A 25,627-nucleotide genomic window follows, 5' to 3' on the forward strand; every position below is an offset into this window, starting at 1 on the left:
ACGCTCCGACGGCATCTACGCGAGCCACCAAGACGAAAACGGCGCTATCAAGCAATGCAACTATTTTAGCGCCTGTGGGCGAAAGCCAGGACCCATTACCACAGGGAGAAGTTGTAGCGCGTAACTCTCAACTCCAAGTCTTCGCCAGACTACGCCCTGTGCTCCGCTCCAGACAACGCTACGCGTTGTCGGAGCTGCGCTTGTCCAGGACGACGGAGGAAAGATACGCGTACTGCAATCGCCGCCGATCACAACGGCGGATCGATCGCCTCGTCGTACTCCTTCTTGAAACGCGCGATCAGGTCGGCGGCGGGGACGACGCCGTCGATGCTGCCGATGCCCTGGCCCGAGCCCCAGATCTCCTTCCACGCTTTCGGTTTGGCGCGCTCGCCGGAGGCGTCGGTGCCGAAGTTCATCTTGGACGGATCGGACGTCGGCAGGTTCTCCGGATCCATGCCGGCGGCGAGGATCGAGGGCTTCAGGTAATTGCCGTGCACGCCGGTGAAGAGGTTGGAATAGACGATGTCGTCGGCCGTCGAGCCCGCGATCATCTCCTTGTAGCGCTCGACCGCATTGGCCTCCTTGGTCGCGATGAAGGCTGACCCGATATAGGCGAAATCGGCGCCGAGGATGCGCGCGGCGCGGATCGCCTTGCCGTTGCCGATCGCGCCCGACAGCGCGATCGGGCCGTCGAACCACTTGCGCGTTTCGGCGACGAAAGCGAGCGGCGAGATGGTGCCGGCGTGGCCGCCGGCACCGGCCGCGACCAGGATCAGGCCGTCGGCGCCCTTCTCGATCGCCTTGTGCGCGAATTTCTGGTTGATGACGTCGTGGAAGATGATGCCGCCCCAACCGTGCACGGCCTGGTTCAGCTCCTCGCGCGCGCCGAGCGAGGAGATGATCATCGGCACCTTGTACTTGGCGCAGAGCTGCATGTCGTGATCGAGCCGGTTGTTCGACTTGTGCACGATCTGGTTGACCGCGAACGGCGCCGACGGCCTGTCGGGATGCGCGCGGTCATAGGCCGCGAGCTCTTCGGTGATCCGCGCCAGCCACTCGTCGAGCAGCTCGGGCGGGCGCGCGTTCAGCGCCGGAAACGAGCCGACCACACCCGCCTTGCATTGCGCGATCACGAGATCGGGCACCGAGATGATGAAGAGCGGCGAGCCGATCACGGGGATCGACAGGCGTCCTTTGAACAAGGCAGGCATGGACATTGCGAAACGATCCTCTATTGGCGGTCAAATCGAAGTTGGGAGCCATACCAACAAGGCAATCTTTCCACTGTCAAGTATTGCGTTTTGGCGCCGTGGCGGATGCCGTTACCGCAATTCCAAACCGCGGAATTCCTCTTCCGTCATTCCGGGGCGCGCCGAAAGGCGCGAGCCCGGAGTCCATCGGACCTCAGCACGCGCGGCGAAATGGATTCCGGGCCTGCGCCTGTCGGCGCATCCCGGAATGACGAGAGGAGAGACTGTCTACCCAATCAAATCCGGATTGATCAGCCGCTCGAACGAGAACATCTCGTCCCACTTCTCCTGCGTCAGCAGCTTGCGCTCGACCACCACGATCTGGTGTAGCGACTTGCCGCTCTTGTAGCCCTCGCGCGCGATCTCGGCGCACTGCTTGTAGCCGAGCAGCGGTTTCAGCACGGTGACAATGCCGAGCGAGTTCAGCACCATGTTGCGGGTGTGCTCCTCGTTGGCGGTGATGCCGACGATGCAGTTCTCGCGCAGGCTGTTGACCGCGCGCTCCATGGTGCGGATCGAGAAGAACAGCGCGAACGAGATCACCGGCTCCATCACGTTGAGCTGGAGCTGGCCGGCGGAAGCGGCGAGCGTCACTGTGGTGTCGAGCCCGATGACGAGGAAGCTGGTCTGGTTGACGACCTCGGGGATCACGGGATTGACCTTGCCCGGCATGATCGAGGAGCCCGGCTGGAGCTGCGGCAGGTTGATCTCGTTGAAACCGGCGCGCGGGCCCGAAGCCAGCAGGCGGATGTCGTTGCAGATCTTGGTGAGCTTGCTCGCGGTGCGCTTGAGCACGCCGGAGAGCTGCACATAGGCGCCGGTGTCCGAGGTCGCCTCGACGAGGTCGCCGGCGAGAATGAAGTCGATGCCGGTCAGCGCGCTCAGATGCCGGACCGCGAGCTTGGGATAACCGTGCGCCGCGGTGACGGAGGTGCCGATCGCGGTCGCGCCGAGGTTGATCTCGCGCAGCAGCGCCCGTGCCTCGGAGATACGATCGACCTCCTCGCCCATTGTGGTGCCCCATCCGCGGAATTCGGCACCGAGCGACATCGGCACGGCATCCTGAAGATGCGTACGCCCCATCTTCAGCACGCGATCGAACTCCCTGCTCTTGGCGAAGAACGCCTCCTGGAGCTGGCGCAGCGCCGTCATGTAGCTCTCGAGCCGCAGGATCAGCGCCAGCCGAAAGGCGGTCGGATAGGTGTCGTTGGTCGACTGGCCGTAGTTCACATGATCGTTCGGGCTGACGTGCTGGTAGTCGCCCTTCTTGAAGCCCAGCGATTCCAGCGCGAGGTTGGCGATCACCTCGTTGGCGTTCATGTTGGTCGAGGTGCCGGCGCCACCCTGGATGAAGTCGGTGACAAACTGATCCATCATGTCGCCAGCGATCACGCGATCGCAGCCGAGAATGATCGCATCGGCCACCTTGGCGTCGATCGCGCCGAGATCGCGATTGGCCATCGCCGCGGCCTTCTTCACGTAACCCAGCGCCTTCACGAAATAAGGCTCCTGGCTCATCGGAATGCCGGTGATGTGGAAGTTCTCCTTCCCGCGGATGGTCTGGACGCCGTAGTAAATGTCGTCGGCGATCTCACGCTGTCCGAGGAAATCCTGCTCCGTACGGCTCATGGGCGCTCCTTGTTGCTCGCGCGCGGCGTCGTCACGTCAGTTCTGGCACAGAGCGCTGGTCACGAAAGTATCGGTGCGGCAGTCGTCCGGTTTGCGTTGCCTGCCCGGGATGAGAACCTTGGCCGAGCATTTCTCGGCGGAGTCGGCGTTGAGGCTCTTGCCTTCCCTGTAGCCCCTGCCCTGGCAGAGCTGGTCGGCGGCCTGCTTGCAGTCCGGCGCGCCGTTCGACGAGACCGGACAGGCCACGCGCCCCGAGACCATGGTCGAGGGTTTGGCCAGCCGCGACAGGTCATTCATGGTCTCGCTCGGGCTTTTGATCGGCGGCAGGATCGAGGGCAGCTTGTCGAACAGCTTGCCCATTTCGTTGATCAGCCCGGGATTTTCCTCGCGTGCCGGCGGGGCAGGCGTTGATGGCGGCGGCGCAGCCTGCGGTCCCTGCTCCTGCAAGCCGAGCGTAGGCGGCGCGGATTGCGGCCATCCAGTCCCGCCTGCACCCAGCAGGAGCAGCAGCACTGCTGAAGTCAGCGTCCCGAGCCGCACGGCCGGATTGCCGGATCGAACCATCATGACGGCAACCGTAGCCGAAGCCGGCGCAGCGGCAAAGCGCTGCGGCTCTAGATCAGCTTGACCGCCACCACGAAGCCCAGCACCAGCACCGCGGCACCGATCGCCACCCACAGACCGAGATGCTTCTCGATCCGGACCCGGATCCAGTCGCCATAGCGGTTGAGCAGGATGGCGACGATGAAGAAGCGGCCGCCGCGGGCCACGATCGAGCACAGGATGAACAGGACGAGATTATAGCCGGCAAAGCCCGAGGTGATGGTGACGAGCTTGTAGGGGATCGGTGTCAACCCCTTGAGCAGGATGATCACCGCCCCCCACTCCGCATAGGAGGCGCGGAAGGCCTCGACCTTGTCGCCGAGGCCATAGACCTGGATCAGCCAGTGACCGACCGAGTCGAACAGCAGTGCCCCGATGGCGTAGCCGAGAAGGCCGCCGAGCACCGAGGTCGCGGTGCAGACCGCCGCGTAGACCCAGGCGCGCTGCGGGCGCGCCAGTGACATCGGGATCAGCATCACATCCGGCGGGACCGGAAAGAAGGAACTTTCTGCAAAAGCCACGGCTCCCATGATCCAGAGCGCATAGGGCTTGTGGGCGGCGTCGATGCACCAGTCGTAGATACGTTTCAGCATGGCGCCGCGATGAAGCACCATGGGACGGATTTGTCCATGCCGAGATTGAGGCGAATTATGACGCTTCTAGTGGCGCTTGCGTGCCGTACGGCCCTCGAGCGCGACAATTGGCCGCCGCGCGGCGACGCGCGGTGACGCAACTTTGGGCAGCTTCATCGTCGACTTCGGCAGCTTCTCGGCGATGCCGAGCATATCTTCCCGCCGCGTCATCTCGCGCCAGACGTCCTCGGGGCGCACGCCGGCCGAAGCCCAGAGCACGGTGAGATTGTAGAGCAGGTCGGCGCTTTCCCGGATCACGGCATCGGTGTCGCCATTGACGGCATCGATGACGACTTCAATGGCCTCTTCGGCCAGTTTCTTCGCCATTTTGGAGGGGCCACGCTGAAACAGCCGGGCGGTGCGCGATGTTGCCGGATCAAGGTCCCTGGCCGCGAGCACAGCCAGATATAGCCGCTCAAGCGAATCACTCATGGTACTCAAAACTACTCTAAACTAATGGCGAGCGCGTTAACGCCCGGCAATAAAAGCAAAAAACAGGCCGGCGCGGCAGGTGCGACGGCCTGTTCGTCGATGACGTATTACCAACCGGTTAATAGCAGCCGTAGCCGGAATAGCCGTGGGCGCAGACCTTGGTGTAGCCGCCATAGCGCTCTTCGTAGCCCGAGCCGTAATAATAGGGACCATAGCCGGGGCCGCTGTAGTAGCCGGGGCTGCTGTAGTAGACCGGGCCGCTTTCGTAATAGTAACCCGGGCCCGGATCATAGGCGTAGGCATCGCGGCTGGCTGCGATCGCGAGGCCGGTCGCGGCCAGGCCGAACATCGCAGCGGCAGCGGCGCCACCGCCACCATGATGCCAGTGACGACCGCCCGCGTAAGAGGCGGTGGGTGCAACGGCAGTCAGAGCCACCACGGCCGCAGTGGCAAGAACGGCCTTGCGGCCGGTGAATTTCGAAAAGCTGTCAAACATCTCCTGGACCCTCCTTGGGACCTCGAATGGCGCCTGCAGACAGGCTCATGTCTTTCAAACACCCACGTCCCATGTTGGGTTCCCCAACCCCAACACAAGCTGAACGGGGTTGCGTGATCATGACGCAACCCCCGCTCATCCACCGTTCATGTTGGCGCGCGCACGCTCAGCGCGGGCCGGCGCTGCGAGCGTCACGAAACCACAACAATGCGGGGACCGGCGCAACTGATGTCAGGATTCAAGACGACCACTTTTCGCTGCCTGCTGGCGCTCTCGATCTCGCTTGCGACACTGACCGCACGCGACGTCACGGCGGCCGAGACCGCCGCGCCCTCCGTCGCGATCCACTTCACCTTCGACCGCCCGATCGATGCGAGCATGGCGCCGTTCTTCCTCGCCGCGAAGGACGGCCAATTCGGCGCCGAGCATCTCAACGTCTCCTTCAACACCGCGCCCGGATCGCCGGAGACGCTCGCGCGCGTCGCCAAGGGCGACAGCGAGCTCGCGCTCGTCGACATCAACGAGCTGATCCGATTTCGCGACAAGGACGATGCGGCGCCGCTCAAGGCGGTGTTCGTGCTGTTCAACCGTGCGCCCTACGCGATCGTCGCGCGCAGGAGCCGCGGCATCCATCTGTTGCCCGATCTCGACGGCAAGACCGTCGGCGTCGCCGACAGCGATCTGTCGATGCGGCTGTGGCCGGCGCTGGCGCAGCAGAACGGCATCAACACGTCGCGCGTGAAATTCCACAAGATAAGTGCCGCGGTGCGCGAGCCGATCCTGTCCGCGGGGCAAGTCGATGCCGTCGCCGGCTTCAGCTATCTCTCGGCGGTGAACCTGCGCGACCGCGGCGTGCCAGGCGACGATCTCGTGGTGCTGCGTTACGCCGACTATGGCTGCGAAGCCTATGGCTTTGCCGTGGTGGCCAACCCCGCTTTCGCCGCGGCGAAGCCGGACGCGCTGAAGGGATTTGTTCGCGCCTTGATCGCCGGTATCAACGCGACCGTCAAAGAGCCCGCCCGTGCGGCGGCCGAGGCCACAAGCCGTATCGACGACGGCGACCACGACCTCGAACTGGAGCGCCTGCGCACCGTGCTCGTCGACAACATCCTGACCGACGAGGTCAGGCGCAACGGCCTCGGCGGCATCGACCCGGCGCGGCTGGACCGCTCGATCGACCAGATCGCCCAGAACTTCAAATTCCGCAAGCGGCCGGCCGCGGGCGACATCTTCGACGACCGGTTCCTGCCGCCGGTCGCGGGGCGGCTGATCAATTGAGCAAAACCGATAGCTTCCGCTGTATCTCGCGGGCGATCCCTGCTTAGAATACGGGCCCCCGTTATCCGCCCGAATTGCTGGTCCGCATGTCCATTTTCAGCCTCTACACCCGCGTTCTCGAGCTGCTCGGCAAGGAGGCGCGGCTGGGCTGGCTGCTGGCATTTGCCAATCTCCTGCTCGCCGCCTCGCAATTCGCAGAGCCCGTACTGTTCGGCCGCATCGTCGACGTGCTCTCCGGCAAGTCGGTCGCCGGTTCGAACTCGGCGTGGCCGTTCCTGCTGGCCTGGGTCGCGTTCGGGCTGTTCACCGTCGCATGCAGCGCGCTCGTTGCGCTGCAAGCCGACCGGCTGTCCCACCGCCAGCGCCAGGCGGTGCTGACCGACTATTTCGAGCACATCCTGCAACTGCCTCTGACCTTCCACTCCGGCACCCATTCGGGCCGGCTGATGAAGGTGATGCTCAACGGCACCGATGCGCTGTGGCGGCTGTGGCTCGGCTTCTTCCGCGAGCACTTTGCCGCGATCCTCTCGGTCGTGGTGCTGCTGCCGCTGTCGCTCTATCTGAACTGGCGGCTCGCGATCCTCTTGTTCGTGCTCTGCATCGTCTTCACGGCGCTGACGACTTTCGTCGTGCGCAAGACCTTCGGCATGCAGATGGAGGTCGAGGAGCACTACAGCGAGCTCTCGGCGCGCGCTTCCGATGCGCTCGGCAACGTCGCACTGGTGCAGAGTTTCGTCCGCGTCGAGTCCGAGGTGAAGGGACTGCGCTCCGTCGCCGACGAGCTGCTGGCCGCACAGATGCCGGTGCTGTCCTGGTGGGCGCTCGTCACCGTCATCACGCGCGCCTCCACCACCATCACGGTGCTCGCGATCTTCTCGCTCGGCATCGCGCTGCACGACCAGGGGCTGACCTCGGTGGGCGAGATCGTGATGTTCGTGAGCTTTGCCACGCTCTTGATCCAGAAGCTCGAGCAGGTCGTGAGCTTCATCAACAACGTGTTCATGGAAGCGCCGCGCCTGCGCGAGTTCTTTGGCGTGCTCGATGCCGTGCCGGCGGTCCACGACCGTCCCGACGCGATCGATGCCGGACGCCTGTCCGGCCTCGTCGAGTTCAACGACGTCACCTTCTCCTATGACGGCAAGCGGCCGGCGGTCGAGGATCTCTCCTTCACCGCGCTGCCCGGCCAGACCATCGCGCTGGTCGGCCCGACCGGCGCCGGCAAGTCCACCGCGATTGCGCTGCTGCATCGCGCCTTCGATCCGCAATCCGGCTTCATCAGGATCGACGGCATGGACGTGCGCGGCGTCACGCTGACCTCGCTGCGGCGGAACATCGGCGTCGTGTTCCAGGAAGCGCTCTTGTTCAACCGCTCGATCGCCGAGAATTTGCGCGTCGGCAAACCGGACGCGACCGAAGCCGAGATGCGCAAGGCGGCCGAGCGCGCCCAGGCGCTCGAATTCATCGAGCGCAGCGGCGGGTTCGAGACCAATGCCGGCGAGCGCGGCCGCATGCTCTCCGGCGGCGAGCGGCAGCGGCTGTCGATCGCGCGTGCGCTGCTGAAGGACCCGCCGATCCTGATCCTGGACGAGGCGACCAGCGCGCTCGACGCCGTCACCGAGGTCAAGGTGAACGCCGCTCTCGACGAAGTGATGAGGGGCCGCACCACCTTCGTGATCGCCCACCGCCTTTCCACCATCCGCAACGCGACGCGGATCCTGGTGTTCGAGAACGGGCGCGTGACCGAAACCGGAACTTTCGATGAACTCGTTGCCAAAGGCGGCCATTTTGCCGAGCTCGCCAGGGCCCAGTTCATGGTGCAGGAACAGTCACAGGCCAGTACACGGGCCAGCGTGACGGCGGCCGAGACTGTCGCGACTGCGGCCAAATCCCCATAGCAAGTCCCCGTAGGACCGCCGAAATTCGGCCTATTTCATTGAGGAATACCGCGCCGAAACCCCTATTCTCGACGCAAGAGCCGGTATAGGTTTGCGACGCCGCAAGCGGCGGCGCCGGAATTCAAAACCCGAAACTCAGATCACGAGAACCGTCCGGAACCGGCGGATCTCCAAGGACCGGAATCGGATAGTGCACGCCTTTCGCCCGCTGCTTCGCAAGTCCCTGTTCAACCTGTTCGCCGCGGCCCTCGCATGTGCCGCGCTGCTCGCGCCACGCGCGGCAAGCGCCGAAGCGCTGCTGCTGATCGAAGCCGACAGCGGCAAGGTGTTGCAGGCGGATAACGCGACCATCCCCTGGTATCCGGCCTCCGTCACCAAGATCATGACCGCCTATGTCACGTTGAAGGCGGTGAAGGACGGCAGGCTCACGCTCGACACGCTGCTCACGGTGTCGCCGACGGCGGCCTCGCAGTCGCCCTCGAAAATGGGGTTCCGTCCGGGAACACAGCTCACCGTCGACAACGCGCTGAAGATGATGATGGTCAAGTCGGCGAACGACATGGCCGTGGTGCTCGCCGAAGGCGTCGGCGGTTCGATCGACGGCTTCTCCGCAATGATGAACGATACTGCCAGGAAGCTCGGCATGACGCAGACGAGCTACGTCAATCCGAACGGCCTGCCCGCCGATGGCCAGATCACGTCCGCGCGGGATCTCGGCATTCTCGCGCGCTCGTTCCTGCGCGACCTGCCGGAATACGAATACTTCGTGCACATCCCGGCGATCCGCTTCGGCAAGCGCATCACGGGGAATTTCAACAAGCTGATCGGCCGCTATCCCGGCGCCGACGGTTTCAAGACCGGCTTCATCTGCGCTTCGGGCTACAACCTCGTCGCCTCGGCCACGCGCAACGGCCGTCGGCTGATCGCCGTTGTGCTCGGCGCCAATTCCGGAACGGCGCGCGCGGTGAAGGCGGCGCAGCTGCTGGAGCGCGGCTTCAGCCAGGACAATCTGTCGTGGCTGCGTCCCTCGCTCGGCACCGTCGAAAACCTCGTGCCGGTCGACGCCTCGCCGCCGAACCTGCGCGACGACATGTGCGGCGGCCATCGCAAGCGGCCGGCGAGCGACGACGACGATGCGCTGATCGCGGCCAATGGCGGCACGACCGGATCGGCCTCCGCCACCGGCGGCGAAGCCCAGGTGACCTTCTTCACCGCCGGGCTCCAGCCGCCCCTGATGAAGGCTTCCGAGCTGATGGCCTCGGCGCCGGCGGCGGCCGAGCCCGTGCTGGTCTATACCGGCCCGACCCGCACCGGCACCGCCCTGATCGCTGCGGTCGCCGCCGATGCCGACCAGCAGGCCACGCCGAAGGCGCGTGGCAAGAAGTCGCGCGTCGCCAAGAAACCTGACGCAACCGACAAGCCGAAGGACACCAAGACGGCGGCAGCGAAGCCAGATGCCAAGGGGGATGCGAAGGGCGACGCGAAAGCCGACACCAAGACCGCAGCCAAACCCGCCGGCACCAAGCATGCCACGGCGAAACTCGCCGAGAAGCCCGCAGCAAGTGGCGATCAGGCGGCGAAGCCCGCCAAGCCCAAGGCCGCGACCAAGCCTCCCGCCAAGCCGGCCAACAACAGTTAACGCCCCTCGGAATTGAGCGGCAGCCCGCACTTCGCACCTGCGGCAGCGCGGCTTGCGACGATTCCAGTAGCCACTTTCCGACCTTTGCCCTAAGCCTCGACGGCTTGCCACCCGTTCCGGCAGGCTCGATACTGGCGGTAATGAGGCAAGCCCGAGACACAACGGGCTCTGGTGCAAGAGAGGGGAGTTTCCATGGAGCGCATCTGGCTTAAGCAATATCCGCCCGGCGTGCCCGCCGATATCGAGCCGACACAATACGCATCGCTGGTCGACCTTCTGGAGGAGAGCTTCACCAAGTTCGCCGACCGCAAGGCGTTCATCTGCATGGACAAGTCGATCAGCTACCGCGACCTCGACCAGATGTCGGTTGCGCTGGCCGCCTATCTGCAAGGCCGCGGGCTCCAGCGCGGCGCCCGGGTCGCCATCATGATGCCGAACGTGCTGCAATATCCGGTCGCCACCGCCGCGGTGCTGCGGGCCGGCTTTGCGGTCGTCAACGTCAATCCGCTCTACACGCCGCGCGAGCTCGAGCATCAGCTCAAGGATTCCGGCGCCGAAGCCATCATCGTGCTGGAGAATTTTGCCCACACCGTCGAGCAGGTGATCACGAAGACGTCGGTGAAGCACGTCATCGTCGCCAGCATGGGCGACCTGCTCGGCTTCAAGGGCGTGATCGTCAACCTCGTCGTCCGCCGCGTCAAGAAAATGGTACCGGCCTGGTCGTTGCCGGGCGCGGTGTCCTTCAACGACGCGCTGTCGGCCGGCCGCGGCATGACGTTCAACAAGCCAAAGCTGTCGCCGGGCGACGTCGCCTTCCTGCAATATACCGGCGGTACCACCGGTGTCTCCAAGGGCGCGACGCTGCTCCACCGCAACATCGTCGCCAACGTCCTGCAGAACGATGTCTGGCTCCAGCCGGCGCTTGCGGCGCCGCCGCATGTCGATCAGCTCATGATCGTCTGCGCGCTGCCGCTCTATCACATCTTCGCGCTGACGGCCTGCTACCTGCTCGCGGTACGCGCCGGCGGCTGCAATCTCCTGATCCCCAATCCGCGCGACATCGCGGGCTTCGTCAAGGAGCTGGCGAAGTACCAGGTCAACAGCTTCCCGGCCGTCAACACCCTCTACAACGGCCTGATGCACCATCCCGACTTCAAGAAGCTCGACTTCTCCAAGCTGAAGATCTCCAACGGCGGCGGCATGGCCGTGCAGCGTCCCGTGGCCGAGCAGTGGAAGGCGGTGACCGGCTGCTTCATCGCCGAAGGCTATGGCCTGTCGGAGACCTCGCCGACGCTGACCTGCAATCCGGCGACCACGAACGATTTCTCCGGCTCGATCGGCATCCCCGTGCCCTCGACCTATATTTCCATCCGCGACGACGACGGCAACGAGCTGCCGCTCGGCCAGCCGGGCGAGATCTGCGCCAAGGGCCCGCAGGTGATGTCGGGTTACTGGAACAGGCCGGAAGAGACCGCCAAGGTGATGACCGCGGACGGCTATTTCCGCACCGGCGACATCGGCGTGATGGACGAGAAGGGCTACACCAAGATCGTCGACCGCAAGAAGGACATGATCCTGGTCTCCGGCTTCAACGTCTATCCGAACGAGATCGAGGAAGTGATCGCGAGCCATCCGGGCGTGCTCGAATGCGCCGTGATCGGCATCCCCGATTCCAAGTCGGGCGAAGCGGTGAAGGCCTTCGTGGTGAAGAAGGACCAAAGCCTCACCGCCGAGGCCGTGATCAAGTTCTGTCACGAGCAGCTCACCGGCTACAAGGTGCCCAAGCACATCGAATTCCGCACCGACCTGCCGAAGACCAATGTCGGCAAGATCCTGCGCCGGCAGCTCCGCGACGAGAAGAAGGCGGAGGCGGCGTAAGGCTGCCTTTGAACCATGACTGACGTCGGCGACATCACGCCGGCCGGCATTCTCGCCTTCTGGCGAGAGGCCGGCCGTGAGCGTTGGTACCAGCGCAGTGACACTTTCGACGCAGAGGTCAGGCGCCGCTTTCTCGCCCTCTGGCAGAAGGCGGCCGCCGGCGAACTGGCGTCATGGGAGGCAAGCGACGACGGCGCGCTCGCGCTCGTCATCGTGCTCGATCAGTTCCCCCGCAACATGTTTCGCGGCGATCCCAGGACCTTCTCCAGCGATGCGCTGGCGCGCGATGTTGCCCGCCGTGCCATCGATCGGGGCGCGGATCGCAGGATCGATCCTGCCCTACTCGAATTCCTCTACATGCCGTTCATGCATTCCGAGCACCTGCCCGACCAGCTGCGCTGCATTGCGCTGTTTCAGGACGCCGACAATGCCGAGAACCTGAAATACGCGCGGGAGCACGCCGACATCATCCGCCGGTTCGGCCGCTTCCCCCACCGCAACCGGGTCCTCGGACGCCCGACCACCGCGGAAGAGCAGGCCTTCCTCGACAATGGCGGCTTTTCCGGCTGATGACATCAAGGTGAAGGGCGGCAACCTTCGCCGCTTTCCCTGCCGGCAATATTGTGCAGGCCCGCCGCACGGTCTAAAAAGCGGGATCGATTTTCAGGGAGACTGACGATGGCGATCCAGACTGGCGACAAGCTGCCCGAGGCGAAATTCCGCGTGATGACGGCGGAAGGCCCGCAGGTGAAGACCACCGACGATATCTTCAAGGGCAAGAAGGTGGCGCTGTTCGCGGTGCCAGGCGCCTACACCGGCACCTGCCACAAGATGCATCTGCCGAGCATCTTCCTCAACGCCTACGCCATCAAGGACAAGGGCGTCGACACCATCGCCATCATCTCCGTCAACGACGCCTTCGTCATGAACGCCTGGAAGCGCGACACCGACCAGCGCGACGAGGCCATCTTCCTCGCCGACGGCAACGCCGACTTCACCAAGGCGATCGGCATGGAGCTGGACGCCTCCGCCAACGGCCTCGGCATCCGCTCCAAGCGCTATTCGATGCTGGTCGAGGACGGCGTGGTCAAGAAGCTGAACCTCGAGGCGATGCCCGGCAAGGTCGAGGTGTCAGGCGGCGATACGCTGCTCGGGCAGCTCTGAGATAGATGTCATTCCGGGGCGCCTCGCAGAGGCGAACCCGGAATCTCGAGATTCTCGGGTGCGCAATTGCGCACCTGAGTTCGGTGCTTTGCACCGCCCCGGAATGACGGAGCAAACTGCTACTCCGCCACCCTCTGCTGCAACCTCGCCTTCACGATCCCGTCCCGCGCCAGCTGATCCGCACGTTCGTTCTCGGGATGGCCGGCGTGGCCCTTGACCCAGTGCCAGCGGACCTCGTGCGCCTTCAGCGCGGCATCGAGACGCTGCCATAGCTCGACATTCTTGACCGGCTTCTTGTCGGCGGTGCGCCAGCCGTTGCGCTTCCAGCCGTGGATCCAGCCGGTGATGCCCTGCCGGACATACTGGCTGTCGGTGTAGAGGTCGACGGTGCACGGCTTCTTCAGCGCTTCGAGCGCGGAGATCGCCGCCATCAGCTCCATCTGGTTGTTGGTGGTGTGACGCTCGCCGCCGTTCAGCTCCTTCTCCTTGTCGCCGAACTTCAGGATCGCGCCCCAGCCGCCGGGCCCGGGATTTCCCGAGCACGCGCCGTCGGTATAGATCGTGACAACCGGAAGCTCGCTCACGCGACCAGTCCCGACGGCATCAGCCCGTAGTCGCGCACGCTCGAAACGCTCTGGTGGAAGCGCAGCTTGCGGACATATTCCAGCGGATCCTTCGGCCTCACCAGCGCACCGGGCGGCACGTTGAGCCAGTCGACCAGCCGCGTCAGCAGGAAACGGATCGCGGCGCCGCGCGCCAGGAGCGGCAGCGCGGCCTCTTCCGCCTCCGAGAGCTTGCGCACGCGGCCATAGGCATTGAGGAAGGCGCGCGCCTTGGTGACGTTGAAGGAGTGATCCGGCTCGAAGCACCAGGCGTTGAGGCAGATCGCGACGTCATAGGCCAGCATGTCGTTGCAGGCGAAGGTGAAGTCGATGATCCCCGAGAGCTTGTCGCCGAGGAAGAAGACGTTGTCGTTGAAGAGGTCGGCGTGGATCACGCCCTCAGGCAGATTGGTCGGCCAGACCCCGCTCGCGAGATAGTCGAGCTCGGTTGCGAGAAACGCGCGCAGGTCCGGCTGCACCTCGTCGGCGCGGCTTGCGGCCGCATCGAACAACGGCCGCCAGCCCGCGACCGAGAGCGCGTTCGCGCGCCTGATCGCGAAATTGGCGCCGGCCAGATGCATCCTGGCCAGCCCCTCGCCGACGCCGGCGCAATGGGCCGCGTTCGGCTTGCGCGGCCAGACGCCTTCGAGAAAGGTGATGATCGCGGCCGGACGGCCCGACAGCTCGCGCAACGCCTCGCCGTCTCGTCCCTTCACCGGCAGCGGACAATTGACGCCGTGCTCGGCGAGATGCGTCATCAGCGCGAGGAAGAACGGCAGATCGTTCTTCGCCACGCGCTTCTCGTAGAGCGTGAGGATGAACGAGCCCTTGGTGGTGTGCAGCAGGAAGTTGGAGTTCTCGACGCCCTCGGCGATGCCCTTGTAGGAGAGCAATTCGCCGAGATCGTATTGGCTCAGGAAATCCGCAAGCTCGTCGGCGGCGACGTCGGTGTAGACCGCCATAGAGGTCTACTCGGCGGCGGCTTCGGGGCGCACCTGGCGCGGCAGCGGGAAGAACTCGTTCTCTTCCGCGGCCGAGACCGTCTCCACGTGCAGCGTGAAGCGCTCGGCGAACGCGTCCATGATCTCCTCGACGATCACCTCCGGCGCCGAGGCGCCCGCGGTGATGCCGAGGCTGGTGATGTTTTCGAACCGCTTCCAGTCGAGGTCGGCGGCGCGCTGCGCCAGCACCGCGATCGGGCAGCCCTCACGCTCGGCGACCTCGCGCAGGCGCTGCGAGTTCGACGAGTTCGGCGCGCCGACCACGATCAGCGCGTCCACCACCGGCGCCACCTTCTTCACCGCAAGCTGGCGGTTGGTGGTGGCGTAGCAGATGTCTTCCTTGTGCGGCCCGTTGATGTTCGGGAAACGCTCCTTGAGCAGCGCGACGATCTCCGCGGTATCGTCGATCGACAGCGTGGTCTGGGTCACGAAGGCGAGGTTGTTGGGGTCCTTCGGGGTGATGGTCTTGGCGTCCTCGGCGGTCTCGATCAAGGTGACGGCACCGACGGGGAGCTGGCCGAGCGTGCCGACCACCTCGGGGTGATGGGAATGGCCGATCAGGAAGATCTCGCGGCCGCGCTTGAAGTGGATCGCGGCCTCGCGGTGGACCTTGGTCACCAGCGGGCAGGTCGCGTCCAGCGAGAACAAATTGCGAGACTGGGCGTCGGCGGGAACCGATTTCGGCACGCCATGGGCCGAGAACACCACCGGCGCGGTGGTGTTTTCCGGGATTTCGGCCAGCTCCTCGACGAAGATGGCGCCCTTCTTCTTCAACCCGTCGACGACGTATTTATTATGCACAATCTCATGGCGAACATAGACGGGAGCGCCGTATTTATCGAGCGCCCGTTCCACGGTGTCGATCGCCCGGACCACCCCGGCGCAGAAGCCGCGGGGAGAACAAAGCACGATCTTGAGGTCTGGTTTTGCTGACATTGGGCGATCTCGGGACCGAATCACCTCGCCAAATGGGGCGGGAAGCGGTCGATGGATGAATAGGGCTTAGGTACGGGCTTACGGCGACTTCAGAGGGAATTGGGCCCCCTTTCGGGCGCTGTCAAGGCACTATCTATAGCAGAACCATTGCGTGGCTACCCCCTCCGGGCTTATATAGCGCGAATTCCCAGTCATCGCTGATGACCACCGGCTTCGCCTCCAGAGGGGTGGGCGAAGCACAAAGGAGATTTGCCATGAGCAACGCACCTCTGATGCCCAAGGCGACCGCCGTCTGGCTGCTCGACAACACCGCGCTGACCTTCGACCAGGTCGCCGATTTCACCAAGATGCATCCCCTCGAGGTGCGCGCGATCGCCGACGGCGACGCGGCCCAGGGCATCAAGGGCATGGATCCCCTCTCCAACGGCCAGCTCACCCGCGAGGAGATCGAGAAGGGCGAGAAGAACCCGGATTACCGCCTCCGCCTCCAGGAGAGCAAGGTGGTGCTGCCGCCGCAGCCCAAGCGCAAGGGCCCGCGCTACACCCCGGTCTCGCGCCGCCACGAGCGCCCGAGCGCCATCCTCTGGCTGCTGCGCAACCACGCCGAGCTCAAGGACGCCCAGATCATGCGCCTGGTCGGCACCACCAAGAGCACGATCGCGAGCGTGCGCGACCGCACCCACTGGAACACCTCCTCGCTGACCCCGATCGATCCGGTCACCCTCGGCCTCTGCTCGCAGATCGAGCTCGATTTCGAGGTGGCCCGCGCGGCCAAGGAAAAGCCGATCGACACAGCCTATGGCGGCGCCACCCTGCTGCCGGCCTCGGAGACCACCAAGAAGGACGAGTTGGAGCCAGCCGAGCGATCGAGCGACGACCTCAACGTCGATGCCGTGTTCGCCAAGCTGAAGACCCTCGGCGGCAAGAAGCAGGACAACGAGGAGGAGTAATTCTCCGTCCTCCGGACGTCATCAAAACGCGGCGGGCCACCCCGCCGCGTTTTTATTTGGGCGCGCTGGCCTGCGGTCGCTGACACGCTCGCACGGCGGGGAATTGAGGGCGCGACGATTGGCGTGCTCGCAATCGACGCACTGGAGCGGGCGTGCGTCGAAACCTGCCTGGCGGCTTCGCTGAGGCCGAGGCAAGAGGCTGCATAGTCTCAACAGCCAGCCGGCAAGGCGTACCTGGCCGCCGTCGGGAACGATGCGTCTGATGTCGCATTGTTCCCGCGCGGAGGATCAGAGATGCAAGTCAACGAAGAACGCTTTGCCTTGATGCTTGGTCACGCGGCGCTGTCGGTCTGGGGGGAGATGCCCCGGGACATTCAGGAATCGCTGTTCGAGATCGCCGTACAAGGGCACCCCGAGGATCGCGACCCGCTCGCGAAGCTCCTGCACGATCGGCATCCCCGCACCGTGCATTCGGACTGACCGAATGCAGGATTGGTCGAGCGGATCGACGCGGCGCCGGGGCCCCCGCCCGGCGCCGCGAGGGCGGCATCAGAACTTGTAGGTGACGCCGGCGCCGACCAGCCACGGGTCGATATGCGCGGTGCCGGTGACGGGCAGGCCGCTGACGGTCGCGCTGTAATCCGGCCGCAGCCAGAGCTTCTTGACGTCGACGTTGAGACCCCAGTGCCGGTCGAGCATGTAGTCGAAGCCGAACTGCACCGCGCCACCGAAGGCATTGCTGACGTGCAGGCTCGTGGTGGTGGCGACGATCGCGGGCGGGCCGACGATGGCGGCCGGCGCATTGGCGGCGGAATTGTTGAAGAACACGGTGTAGTTCACGCCGGCGCCGATATACGGCTTGAACGCACCGAAATTGTCGAAGTGATATTGCAGCGTCAGCGTCGGCGGCAGCAGCGTGGTCTTGCCGATCGGCAAATTCGCGAGCGAGCCGGTGCCGCTGATCGAATGCCTGGTCACACCGAGGATCAGCTCGGCCGCGATGTTCTTGGTGAAGAAATAGCTGATATCGAGCTCGGGCACGACCTGATCGCTGATCGAGAGGCCGGAATTCGGCGACGACAGCGACGGCACGCCCGCGACGTTGACGGTCGAGCCGCCGGCATCGGGCAACACGCCGAGCACACGCAGGCGCACCATCCAGGGATTGAACGCCTCCACGGGCGGCGGCACCTTCTTGTAGACCGGCAGGTCCGCGGCCTGCGCTGCGGCAAAAGTCCCCGCGAGCATCGCACCGACCATCGCGATCCGCGCCAAGTTTCTTGTCGTTCTCTGCATTTCAATCCCCTTCAGCCGTCTCTCGCGCTTCGTTGCGCGACATCAGCGTGAGAGCAGAAAGGGGACGGTGAAGGATTTGACGCCGATCAAATCAGGCGAAATGCGGCACGATTTGTGTCGCGGCGTTGCAGATGTGTCACGACCAATGCGAGTGAATGGCGCAGGATAGTACCACGCCCGATCTCACGGCCGCTCGGGATGGTTCAGCATGTACTCGCCGAGATCGCGCTGGCGGCGGTCGGCGCGGGCGGTAGCGGCGCTGCGCTGGACGTCACGATCCTTGCGGCAGGCCACATATTCCGGCGAGCCCGCCGCATAACCGCGGCTCTGGCACACCGCGTCGTCATCGTCGCCCCCCATCGCCACCGGCGTCTGGTAGCGCGCCGAGCAGGCGGAGAGTGCGATGGCGAAGAGTACGGCAGTGAGCAGGCGCGGCGCGGCGGCGAGTGGCATTCGAGGTCCCCTGTTGGCCGGCCCTGTTTAGCGCGGAATGAGGAGATTGTAAGTCCCCGGACACCGTTCCCCGCTCGCTGTCATTCCCCGCGAAGGCGGGGAATCCAGTACGCCGCGGCGAACATTGGGTCACAACTCCGGCCGCAGATTACTGGATCGCCCGCCTGCGCGGGCGATGACAGCGGAGAGTGGTGAGGCAGCGTCGCCTCTCACCGGCGCAATGCTTCGCCTCACACCCTCCCCTTCAGCGCTTCCCCGATCTCGTCCAGCACCTTGGGGTCCTCGATCGTCGCGGGCATGGTCCAGGACTCGCCGTCGGCAATCTTCTTGATGGTGCCGCGCAAAATCTTGCCGGAGCGCGTCTTCGGCAGGCGGCCGACGGTGATGGCGAGCTTGAAGGCGGCGACGGGGCCGAGCTTGTCACGCACCAGCGCGATGATCTCCTTCTCGATCTCGCTGGGTGCACGCTTCACGCCGGCCTTGAGCACCAGGAAGCCGCAGGGCACCTCGCCCTTGATCGCGTCCTTGACGCCGAGCACGGCGCATTCGGCGACGTCGGGATGCGAGGCAAGGATCTCCTCCATGCCGCCGGTGGACAGCCGATGGCCGGCAACATTGATGATGTCGTCGGTGCGGCCCATCACCCAGACATAGCCGTCCTCGTCCTTGTAGCCGGCGTCCGAGGTTTTGTAATAGCCGGGGAACTCGCTGAGGTAAGCCTCCTTGAAGCGCGAATCCTGATTCCACAGCGTCGGCAGGCAGCCCGGCGGCATCGGCAGCTTGATGACGATCGAGCCCATCTTGTTGGGACCGACGGGCTTGGCCGCTTCATCGACCACGTCGACCTGGTAGCCCGGCATCGGCACTGTCGGCGAGCCGTGCTTCACCGGCAGCATGCCGAGGCCGACCGGATTACCGGCGATGCACCAGCCGGTCTCGGTCTGCCACCAATGGTCGATGACAGGCACCTTCAGCTGCTGCTCCGCCCATTCCACCGTCGGCGGATCAGCACGCTCGCCGGCGAGGAACAGGGTGCGGAATGTCGAGAGGTCGTATTGCCGGATGAACTTGCCGTCCGGGTCCTCCTTGCGGATGGCGCGGAATGCGGTCGGCGCGGTGAACAGCGCCACCGCCTTGTGCTCGGAGATGACGCGCCAGAATGCGCCGGCATCGGGCGTGCCGACCGGCTTGCCCTCATACATGATCGAGGTCGCGCCATGCAGCAGCGGGCCGTAGATGATGTAGCTGTGGCCGACCACCCAGCCGATGTCGGAGCCGCACCACCAGACCTCGCCCGGCTTGACGCCATAGAGGTTGAACATCGACCATTTCACCGCGACCAGATGGCCGCCATTGTCGCGCACCACGCCCTTGGGAATGCCCGTGGTGCCCGAGGTGTAGAGGATGTAGAGCGGATCAGTCGCGGCGACCGGCACGCAGGCCGCCTTCTTGCCGTCGTTGATCGCCTTGCGGCGCAGGCTGGCCCAATCGTAGTCGCGGCCCGGCGTCAGGTCACAGGTGAGCTGCGGACGTTGCAGCACGATGCAGGCCTTCGGCTTGCTGCCGGCAAGCCTGATCGCCTCGTCGAGCAGCGGCTTATACTGCACGATGCGGCCGGGCTCGATGCCGCAGCTCGCCGACAGGATCAGCTTCGGCTGTGCGTCGTCGATGCGGGTGGCGAGCTCCTTCGCGGCAAAGCCGCCGAACACGACGGAATGCACCGCGCCGATGCGCGCGCAGGCGAGCATCGCAACCACCGCCTCCGGCACCATCGGCATGTAAAGGATGACGCGGTCGCCCTTGGCGACGCCGAAATCCTGCATGATGGCGCCGAGCGCCTGCACCTCGTTCAGCAGCTCGGCATAGGTGAGTTTGGTGATCGACTTCGTCAGCGGCGAATCATGGATTAGCGCGACCTGGTCGGCGCGGCCGCGTTCGACATGGCGGTCGAGCGCGTTGTAGCAGGTGTTGACTACGCCGCCGGTGAACCAGCGGCCGTAGGTTCCTTGCGAGGCATCGAAAATCGTCGTCGGCGGCTCGATCCAGTCGATCTCCTTGGCCGCCTCGGCCCAGAAGCCCTGGGGATCAGCCAGCGAGCGTGCATGGACCTCGTGATAGCTGCTCTTGCCCTGGATGTTCATTTCCCGCGCTCCCGTTTCCCTTTATTCGCCTGGCCTTGACCTGACGACAGGACAGCCGTCCCGCCATGACCAGGATCAATTGCCAGCGTTGTTTGGGGGCTATTTTCCCGGGAACGGGCCGCGGTTCAAGCTGAAAAGGACCGATCTTCTCCCTCTCCCCGTTCTTACGGGGCCGCGACGAGCTTCGCTCGCGCTGAGAGGGTTGGGGTGAGGGGCTCTTTCCGCAGACACCGTAAGAGTCGGATTCGCGGAGGCTCCCCCTCACCTGGAATTTGCCACGCAAATTCCGGCCTCTCCCCGCAAGCGGGGAGAGGCGAAGAGCGACTAGCTGTCCATCGCGTTCAGCCGCTGCAACCGCTCCTGCATGACCTTCCTCAGATCATAGCCGGGCCGGCCAAAGCTGGCGTTGCGGGTGGTGAGGAAATCGCGCTGGGTACGGCGCAGATCGCCGGCCGAACGCTTGCTCGCGGATTTCAGCACGCGCTCGTAGGTCTCGGCGATCTGGCGGTCGAGCACGCCCAGCTGCGGATCGGCGCAGATCACCTTCTCGACCTCGCGCTTTGCAGTCGCGCAATCAAACGAGGGACCGTTGCCGGAATTCGCCGCGAGCGGACGCCGCGGCTCATCGCCGAATTTCGCGATCTCCGCGATCATGGTGCGCCGGCCGTTGGCCGCGGTTGTTGTAGGTCTGCGCGAAATTCGGGTCGAGCCTCAGCGCGGCTTCATAATCGCTCAACGCCGCTCCGAGCTCGCCCTTGAGCTGATAGGAATCGCCGCGGTTGGTGAAGAAGTTCGGCCCTACAATCCCGGAGCCGCCGGGCAGCGCCTCGACATCGCGCTCGACAATGCTGCAGTAGACGCCGGCAGGACGGATCGTTGGCGGAACGGCAAGAGCATGGTCAGTCCGATCATGCTCTTGATCCTTGTTTGACGCGTTTTCCTCATGCGAACCGGTATCCACTTCGCTCGAAAACGCTCTAGTAGCCGTCCACCCCGTTCAGCCGCTGCAGCCGCTGCTGCATCGCTTTTTTGAGATCATAGCCCGGCCGCCCAAACCCTGCGTTGCGGCGGGCAATGAAGTCTTCCTGCTCGCGCTGGAGCGCCTTGGCCTCGCCCGCATTGCGCGCCTCGCGGATCACGCGGGCATGCGATGCAAAGATCTCCCGGTCGAGATCGGCGAGCTCGCGATTTCCGCAGATCGCCTTCTCCACGGCGCGGGTCGCGCGGGCGCAATTGAAGCTGGGCTTGCCCGCGACTGCCATCTGCGCGCCGATCCGCTCGAGCTCGCGCGCCATCGCCTTGTGATTGGCCTTGGCCTTCTCGTGGTTCGGATCGATCTTCAGCGCAGCCCCGAAATCCTGCACTGCCTTGGGTTTGTCGCCTTTCTTCAGCCACAGCTCGCCCCGCGCGTTGAAGACATCCGCGAGCGTGGGATCGAGCACAAGAGCGCGGCTGTCGTCGGCAATCGCGCGGTCGACCTGATCATGCCGCGCGTAAAGCGCGCCGCGCGCCACGAGCGCCTTGATCAGGTCCCCCTTCGCCGTCTTCTCATTGTCGATCACGTCTGCGCAGGCGGAATTGGCCTTGTCCAGGTCGTCCCCAGCGGCAGCCGTGAGGCATGGCGCGATGTCGACCTGTGTGACGGCGACCGGCTCGCCGCCGGTCGCCGCCAGAGCCATGCCGAGCGGGAGCGCGCAGAGCAGTACGGCACCGGACAATTGAATGAGAAGAGAACGCATGGTCCTTGCAGTCGGAAAGGCTTGCCTTGAGGCCCTACTATCCAGCATACGGCCGGATTGGTGTTAGCTTGTGGCGCCGCTCAACTCGGTTTCGGGGATCGTCGTGTCGACATTCGAATGGATCATCGCGCTGCTGCTCGGCGCTGTTGCCTTATCGGCGCTGGCGCGGCGGATCAAGGTCCCCTACCCGACCTTTCTCGCCATCGGCGGCGCGCTGATCGCCTTCGTGCCGTCGAGCCCGACCTGGGCGCTGGAGCCGGACCTGGCATTGGCACTTTTTGTCGCACCGGTGCTGCTGGATGCGGCCTTCGACACCTCGCTGCGGGATCTGCGCAACAACTGGGTTCCAGTCTCGACCCTCGTGGTGGCCGCGGTCGGCCTGACCACGGCCGGCGTCGCCTACGTCGCGCACCGGCTGATGCCTGACATGCCCTGGGCCGCCGCGGTTGCGCTCGGCGCCATCGTGGCGCCGCCGGACGCCGCGGCTGCGGTCGCGATCCTGAGCCAGGTCAAGCTGCCCCACCGCATGGTGAAGGTGCTGGAGGGCGAAAGCCTGCTCAACGACGCAACCTCGCTGCTGATCTATCGCATCGCCGTCGGCGCGGTCGCCACCGAGCATCTGACGTGGAGCCAGGTCGCGCCGACGATGGCGCTGGCGCTGGTCGGCAGCGTCCTCGCCGGCCTTCTCGCAGCCCGCCTCATCCCGCCCATCATGGAGCGCGTGACGGAAGCCCCGAGCGCGATCATCGTGCAATTCGCCACCACCTTCATGATCTGGATCGCCGCCGAACATCTCGGCCTCTCCGGCATCCTCACCATCGTGGTCTATGCCATCACCATCGCGCGCACCGCACCGGCGCGGATGCCGGCACGGCTGCGGGTGCCGTCCTATGCGGTGTGGGAGACGATGGTGTTCGTGCTCAACGTGCTGGCGTTCATGCTGATCGGCATGCAGATGCGGCCGATCTGGACGCGGTTGGACGCGGATGTGCGCTGGGAATATTGCGTGGCGGCGGCCTGGATCCTGCTTACGGTGGTCCTGGTGCGGCTGTTCTGGGTGACGTTCTACCGGACAACGCTGCGCGTGCTGATCGCGCACGGGCTCTACCACCCGAAGGATCCGAAGCAGGTGGCCTCGCCGAAGGGCGGCCTCATCATCTCCTGGTGCGGCATGCGCGGCCTCGTCACGCTTGCCACCGCCTTTGCCCTGCCGGAGAACTTTCCCTATCGCGACTTCATCGTCTTCATCGCCTTTGCCGTCGTGCTCGGTTCGCTGGTGATCCAGGGTCTGACGCTGCGGCCGCTGATCCTGGCCTTCGGCCTCACGGACGACGATCCCGTCGGCGCCGAGGTCGCGCGCGGCCGCACTGTGGCCTATCGCGCGGCCCTCGATGCGATCGAAAGCGACCCGTCGGAGGAGGCGGAGATCCTGAGGCTCGAATATCGCGCCATCCTGATGCAGGCGGATCACGATCCGAACGGCGGCATCGCCAATGGCGAATTGCCCGCCGATCCCCTGCGCCGCCGCGCCATCGAAGCTGCGCGCAAATCGATCTTCGACCTGCGCGCCACCGAAGTGATCGGCGACGACGCCTTTCACCGCCTCGAGGAGGAACTCGATCGCGCAGAATTGAGCGCGGGAGGATGAGACTCTCGATGCATCCACAAACTCGGTGTCGTCCCGGCGAAGGCCGGGACCCATAACCACAGGCGGATGTGGTTACGACGACTCGGAGTTACCGCTTAGCAACCAACTGCTACCTGTGGTTATGGATCCCGGATCTGCGCGCGCTTGGGGCGCGCTTGTCCGGGACGACAGCGGGGCGTTGAACCAAACGCCCCCTCCGCAGACTCACTCCAGATGACGACCCTGACCGACGACCGTCGTGTCCGCGCGCGTGATGCGTCGCCTGCACGATATTTTTATCTCCACATGGCCCTGGCCTGCGCGGCGACCGCTTTTCTCGGCTTCGCGCCGACCTATTGGGTGCCGCTCGTCCACCGGACGTTTTCCGCAAGCCCCGTGATTCATTTTCATGGCCTCTTGTTCTTCACCTGGTCTCTCTATTTCGTGATCCAGACCTGGCTCGCGGCCTCAGGCCGCGTGGTCAATCACCGTGCGATCGGCATCGTCGGCGTTTCGCTCGCGACCGCGATGACGATCTTCGGCTTCCTCGCCTCCGTGCACGTGATGCAGCACTCCGCCGCACTCGGGCAGAAAGAGGCCAGCATCGCCTTCTCGATCGTGCCGATGAGCGGCATCGCGTTCTTTGCGGTGGTGTTCGTGCTCGGCATCGTGAACACGCGCAGGCCGGAAGTTCACAAGCGCCTGATGCTGCTCGCCGCGGTCTCGATCCTCGACGCCGCGATCGCGCGCTGGTTTCTGACCTTCCTCGCTCCTCCCGGACCGCCCGGCCCGCCGCCGGTGCCGGTGACCATCGCGCCGGCCGTAGTGGCCTCTCTGTTGCTCGTCGTCGCCATGGTGCGCGACTGGCGCGCCGAGGGCCGCGTGCATCCGGTCTACATCTACGGCACGCTCGCGATGCTGGCGGTGAAGGTGCTGAACTGGCCGATCAGCGAAACCGCGGCATGGCACGCGTTCGCCGGCGGGATTCTGGCGCTGGCGCAGTGAGCAACCCAATACTCCGCTGTCGTCCCGGACAAGCGCAGCTCCAGACAACGCGCAGCGTTGACTGGAGTGGAGCGCCGATCCGGGACGACGGCGGAGATTGGAGCTACGCCCCCGCCTTGCACGTGATCCCGCCGTCCACGATCAGCTCGATCCCCGTCACATATTTCGACTCGTCCGACGCCAGGAACAGCGCGGCATTCGCCACGTCCCAGGCATCGCCCATGTGGCCCATCGGCACTTGCGCATCGCGCGCGCGCCACATCGCCTCCACGTCGCCCTTGGCGTAGCTGGCGGCAAGGCCGGCGGAATGTTCGACCATCGGCGTCTTCATCAGGCCGGGCAGGATCGCGTTCACGCGCACATGATGTCGCGCGAACTCGATCGCGGTGGTGCGCGTCATCTGGTTCATCGCCGCCTTCGAGGTGCCGTAGGTGACGTAGGAGATGCCCATGTGGCGGATCGAGGCGATCGAGGAGATGTTGATGATCGAGCCGCCGCCCTGCTTCACCATCACGGGGATGACGTGCTTCATGGCGAAATAGGCGCTCTTGAGGTTGACGCTGAAGACGCGGTCCCAGCTCTCCTCGGTCACCTCGACCACGCTGCCCATCTCGGCGATGCCGACATTGTTGTCGAGCACGTCGATGCGGCCATAGGCTTTCAGGCACGCCGCGACCATCGTCTCGATCTCGGCTGACCGCGAGACATCGGCGGTGAACGCGGTCGCCTTGCCGCCTTCGTCCTTGATGATCTTCGCGGTCTCCTCGGCAGCAGTGCCGTTGCGGTCGACGCAGAACACCTGCGCACCCTCGCGCGCAAAGGTCACCGCGGTGGCCTTGCCGTTGCCCCAGCCCGGTCCGATCGAGCCGGCCCCCACCACCATCGCAACCTTGCCCTTGAGCCGATCCATCGCGTGTCTCCCGTGTTGTTGTTGATTGTAGCCCGGATGAGCGAAGCGATATCCGGGGCCGCTGTTTCCCG

The 25,627-nt window shown here is 64.9% G+C and carries 24 protein-coding genes and 1 pseudogene; 10 read left to right on the forward strand and 15 right to left on the reverse strand.

The features are described 5' to 3' along the window. Positions 1-248 precede the first annotated feature (248 nt). The 6 genes from XI09_RS38130 to XI09_RS38155 form a co-directional block, all read right to left on the reverse strand. Positions 249-1,217 (reverse strand): NAD(P)H-dependent flavin oxidoreductase, encoded by a 969-nt coding sequence (locus tag XI09_RS38130; RefSeq protein ID WP_271571497.1) that lies wholly within the window; start codon positions 1,215-1,217, stop codon positions 249-251. Between the two features lie 261 nt (positions 1,218-1,478). Continuing rightward, a complete protein-coding gene (locus tag XI09_RS38135; protein WP_271571498.1) occupies positions 1,479-2,879 on the reverse strand; it encodes an aspartate ammonia-lyase in 1,401 nt (466 codons plus the stop codon). A 36-nt stretch (positions 2,880-2,915) separates the two neighbouring features. After that, positions 2,916-3,446: a hypothetical protein gene (locus tag XI09_RS38140; RefSeq protein WP_271571499.1), complete on the reverse strand. Its 531-nt coding sequence runs from the start codon at positions 3,444-3,446 to the stop codon at positions 2,916-2,918. Positions 3,447-3,493: 47 nt separating this feature from the next. After that, the gene (locus tag XI09_RS38145) at positions 3,494-4,096 is read right to left on the reverse strand and encodes a YqaA family protein (protein WP_271571500.1); all 603 of its coding nucleotides are present in this window, start codon (positions 4,094-4,096) and stop codon (positions 3,494-3,496) included. Positions 4,097-4,141: 45 nt separating this feature from the next. Next, entirely contained in the window at positions 4,142-4,546 is a 405-nt protein-coding gene (gene hisE / locus XI09_RS38150; protein WP_271571501.1) for a phosphoribosyl-ATP diphosphatase, read from the reverse strand. 118 nt (positions 4,547-4,664) lie between these two features. Next, positions 4,665-5,042 (reverse strand): hypothetical protein, encoded by a 378-nt coding sequence (locus XI09_RS38155; RefSeq protein WP_271571502.1) that lies wholly within the window; start codon positions 5,040-5,042, stop codon positions 4,665-4,667. A 228-nt stretch (positions 5,043-5,270) separates the two neighbouring features. Here XI09_RS38155 and XI09_RS38160 point away from each other — a divergent pair, with 228 nt between their 5' ends. The 6 genes from XI09_RS38160 to XI09_RS38185 all read left to right on the forward strand — a co-directional run bounded on the left by XI09_RS38160 (position 5,271) and on the right by XI09_RS38185 (position 12,896). Further along, entirely contained in the window at positions 5,271-6,320 is a 1,050-nt protein-coding gene (locus tag XI09_RS38160) for an ABC transporter substrate-binding protein (protein WP_271571503.1), read from the forward strand. Between the two features lie 86 nt (positions 6,321-6,406). Continuing rightward, complete coding sequence (locus tag XI09_RS38165; RefSeq protein ID WP_271571504.1) at positions 6,407-8,215, forward strand: glucan ABC transporter ATP-binding protein/ permease; 1,809 nt, start codon at positions 6,407-6,409, stop codon at positions 8,213-8,215. A 190-nt stretch (positions 8,216-8,405) separates the two neighbouring features. Continuing rightward, positions 8,406-9,854 carry a serine hydrolase gene (locus XI09_RS38170; RefSeq protein WP_271571505.1) on the forward strand — a complete coding sequence of 483 codons (1,449 nt, stop codon included), beginning with the start codon at positions 8,406-8,408 and terminating at the stop codon, positions 9,852-9,854. A gap of 192 nt (positions 9,855-10,046) precedes the next feature. Then, positions 10,047-11,732: a long-chain fatty acid--CoA ligase gene (locus XI09_RS38175; RefSeq protein ID WP_271571506.1), complete on the forward strand. Its 1,686-nt coding sequence runs from the start codon at positions 10,047-10,049 to the stop codon at positions 11,730-11,732. Positions 11,733-11,747: 15 nt separating this feature from the next. Beyond that, entirely contained in the window at positions 11,748-12,302 is a 555-nt protein-coding gene (locus tag XI09_RS38180; RefSeq protein WP_271571507.1) for a DUF924 family protein, read from the forward strand. Between the two features lie 108 nt (positions 12,303-12,410). Beyond that, positions 12,411-12,896: a peroxiredoxin gene (locus XI09_RS38185; RefSeq protein WP_271571508.1), complete on the forward strand. Its 486-nt coding sequence runs from the start codon at positions 12,411-12,413 to the stop codon at positions 12,894-12,896. 119 nt (positions 12,897-13,015) lie between these two features. Here XI09_RS38185 and rnhA read toward each other — a convergent pair whose 3' ends face one another. From rnhA to ispH, 3 genes are read right to left on the reverse strand one after another with little or no spacing between them, the layout of a single operon-like run. Further along, positions 13,016-13,480, reverse strand: a complete 465-nt coding sequence (gene rnhA / locus XI09_RS38190) for a ribonuclease HI (RefSeq protein WP_271571509.1) — start codon at positions 13,478-13,480, stop codon at positions 13,016-13,018. Then, complete coding sequence (locus XI09_RS38195) at positions 13,477-14,460, reverse strand: homoserine kinase (protein ID WP_271571510.1); 984 nt, start codon at positions 14,458-14,460, stop codon at positions 13,477-13,479. The genes rnhA and XI09_RS38195 overlap by 4 nt, the downstream gene beginning before the upstream one ends. Positions 14,461-14,466: 6 nt before the next feature. After that, entirely contained in the window at positions 14,467-15,435 is a 969-nt protein-coding gene (gene ispH, locus XI09_RS38200) for a 4-hydroxy-3-methylbut-2-enyl diphosphate reductase (RefSeq protein ID WP_271571511.1), read from the reverse strand. 254 nt (positions 15,436-15,689) lie between these two features. Between ispH and XI09_RS38205 the strand changes: the two genes are divergently transcribed. Together XI09_RS38205 and XI09_RS38210 are read left to right on the forward strand one after the other, a co-directional pair. After that, entirely contained in the window at positions 15,690-16,385 is a 696-nt protein-coding gene (locus tag XI09_RS38205) for a DUF1013 domain-containing protein (RefSeq protein ID WP_271571512.1), read from the forward strand. 294 nt (positions 16,386-16,679) lie between these two features. Then, complete coding sequence (locus XI09_RS38210; protein WP_027546983.1) at positions 16,680-16,865, forward strand: hypothetical protein; 186 nt, start codon at positions 16,680-16,682, stop codon at positions 16,863-16,865. Positions 16,866-16,934: 69 nt separating this feature from the next. On the opposite strand, the gene XI09_RS38215 is transcribed toward XI09_RS38210, so the two are convergent. From XI09_RS38215 to XI09_RS38235, 5 genes and pseudogenes are all read right to left on the reverse strand, one after another. Further along, positions 16,935-17,681: an OmpW/AlkL family protein gene (locus tag XI09_RS38215; protein WP_271571513.1), complete on the reverse strand. Its 747-nt coding sequence runs from the start codon at positions 17,679-17,681 to the stop codon at positions 16,935-16,937. A 183-nt stretch (positions 17,682-17,864) separates the two neighbouring features. After that, positions 17,865-18,134, reverse strand: coding sequence for a hypothetical protein (locus tag XI09_RS38220; protein ID WP_092186583.1), 270 nt, complete (start codon positions 18,132-18,134; stop codon positions 17,865-17,867). 230 nt (positions 18,135-18,364) lie between these two features. Then, positions 18,365-20,275, reverse strand: a complete 1,911-nt coding sequence (locus XI09_RS38225; protein WP_271571514.1) for a propionyl-CoA synthetase — start codon at positions 20,273-20,275, stop codon at positions 18,365-18,367. A gap of 324 nt (positions 20,276-20,599) precedes the next feature. After that, positions 20,600-21,071: pseudogene (locus tag XI09_RS38230) on the reverse strand (tetratricopeptide repeat protein); the annotation flags it as partial. Positions 21,072-21,252: 181 nt separating this feature from the next. Further along, positions 21,253-22,014 (reverse strand): tetratricopeptide repeat protein, encoded by a 762-nt coding sequence (locus tag XI09_RS38235; RefSeq protein WP_271571515.1) that lies wholly within the window; start codon positions 22,012-22,014, stop codon positions 21,253-21,255. A 70-nt stretch (positions 22,015-22,084) separates the two neighbouring features. Here XI09_RS38235 and XI09_RS38240 point away from each other — a divergent pair, with 70 nt between their 5' ends. Together XI09_RS38240 and XI09_RS38245 are read left to right on the forward strand one after the other, a co-directional pair. Then, positions 22,085-23,662, forward strand: a complete 1,578-nt coding sequence (locus tag XI09_RS38240) for a cation:proton antiporter (protein WP_271571516.1) — start codon at positions 22,085-22,087, stop codon at positions 23,660-23,662. 213 nt (positions 23,663-23,875) lie between these two features. Further along, complete coding sequence (locus tag XI09_RS38245; RefSeq protein WP_271571517.1) at positions 23,876-24,646, forward strand: hypothetical protein; 771 nt, start codon at positions 23,876-23,878, stop codon at positions 24,644-24,646. Positions 24,647-24,749: 103 nt separating this feature from the next. Here the strand turns inward: XI09_RS38245 and XI09_RS38250 are convergent, their stop codons facing one another. Beyond that, complete coding sequence (locus XI09_RS38250) at positions 24,750-25,556, reverse strand: SDR family NAD(P)-dependent oxidoreductase (protein WP_271571518.1); 807 nt, start codon at positions 25,554-25,556, stop codon at positions 24,750-24,752. Between the last annotated feature and the right edge of the window lie 71 nt (positions 25,557-25,627).

It is taken from the genome of Bradyrhizobium sp. CCBAU 11386, from assembly GCF_028128955.1.
In the GTDB taxonomy this organism is placed as follows: Bacteria; Pseudomonadota; Alphaproteobacteria; order Rhizobiales; family Xanthobacteraceae; genus Bradyrhizobium.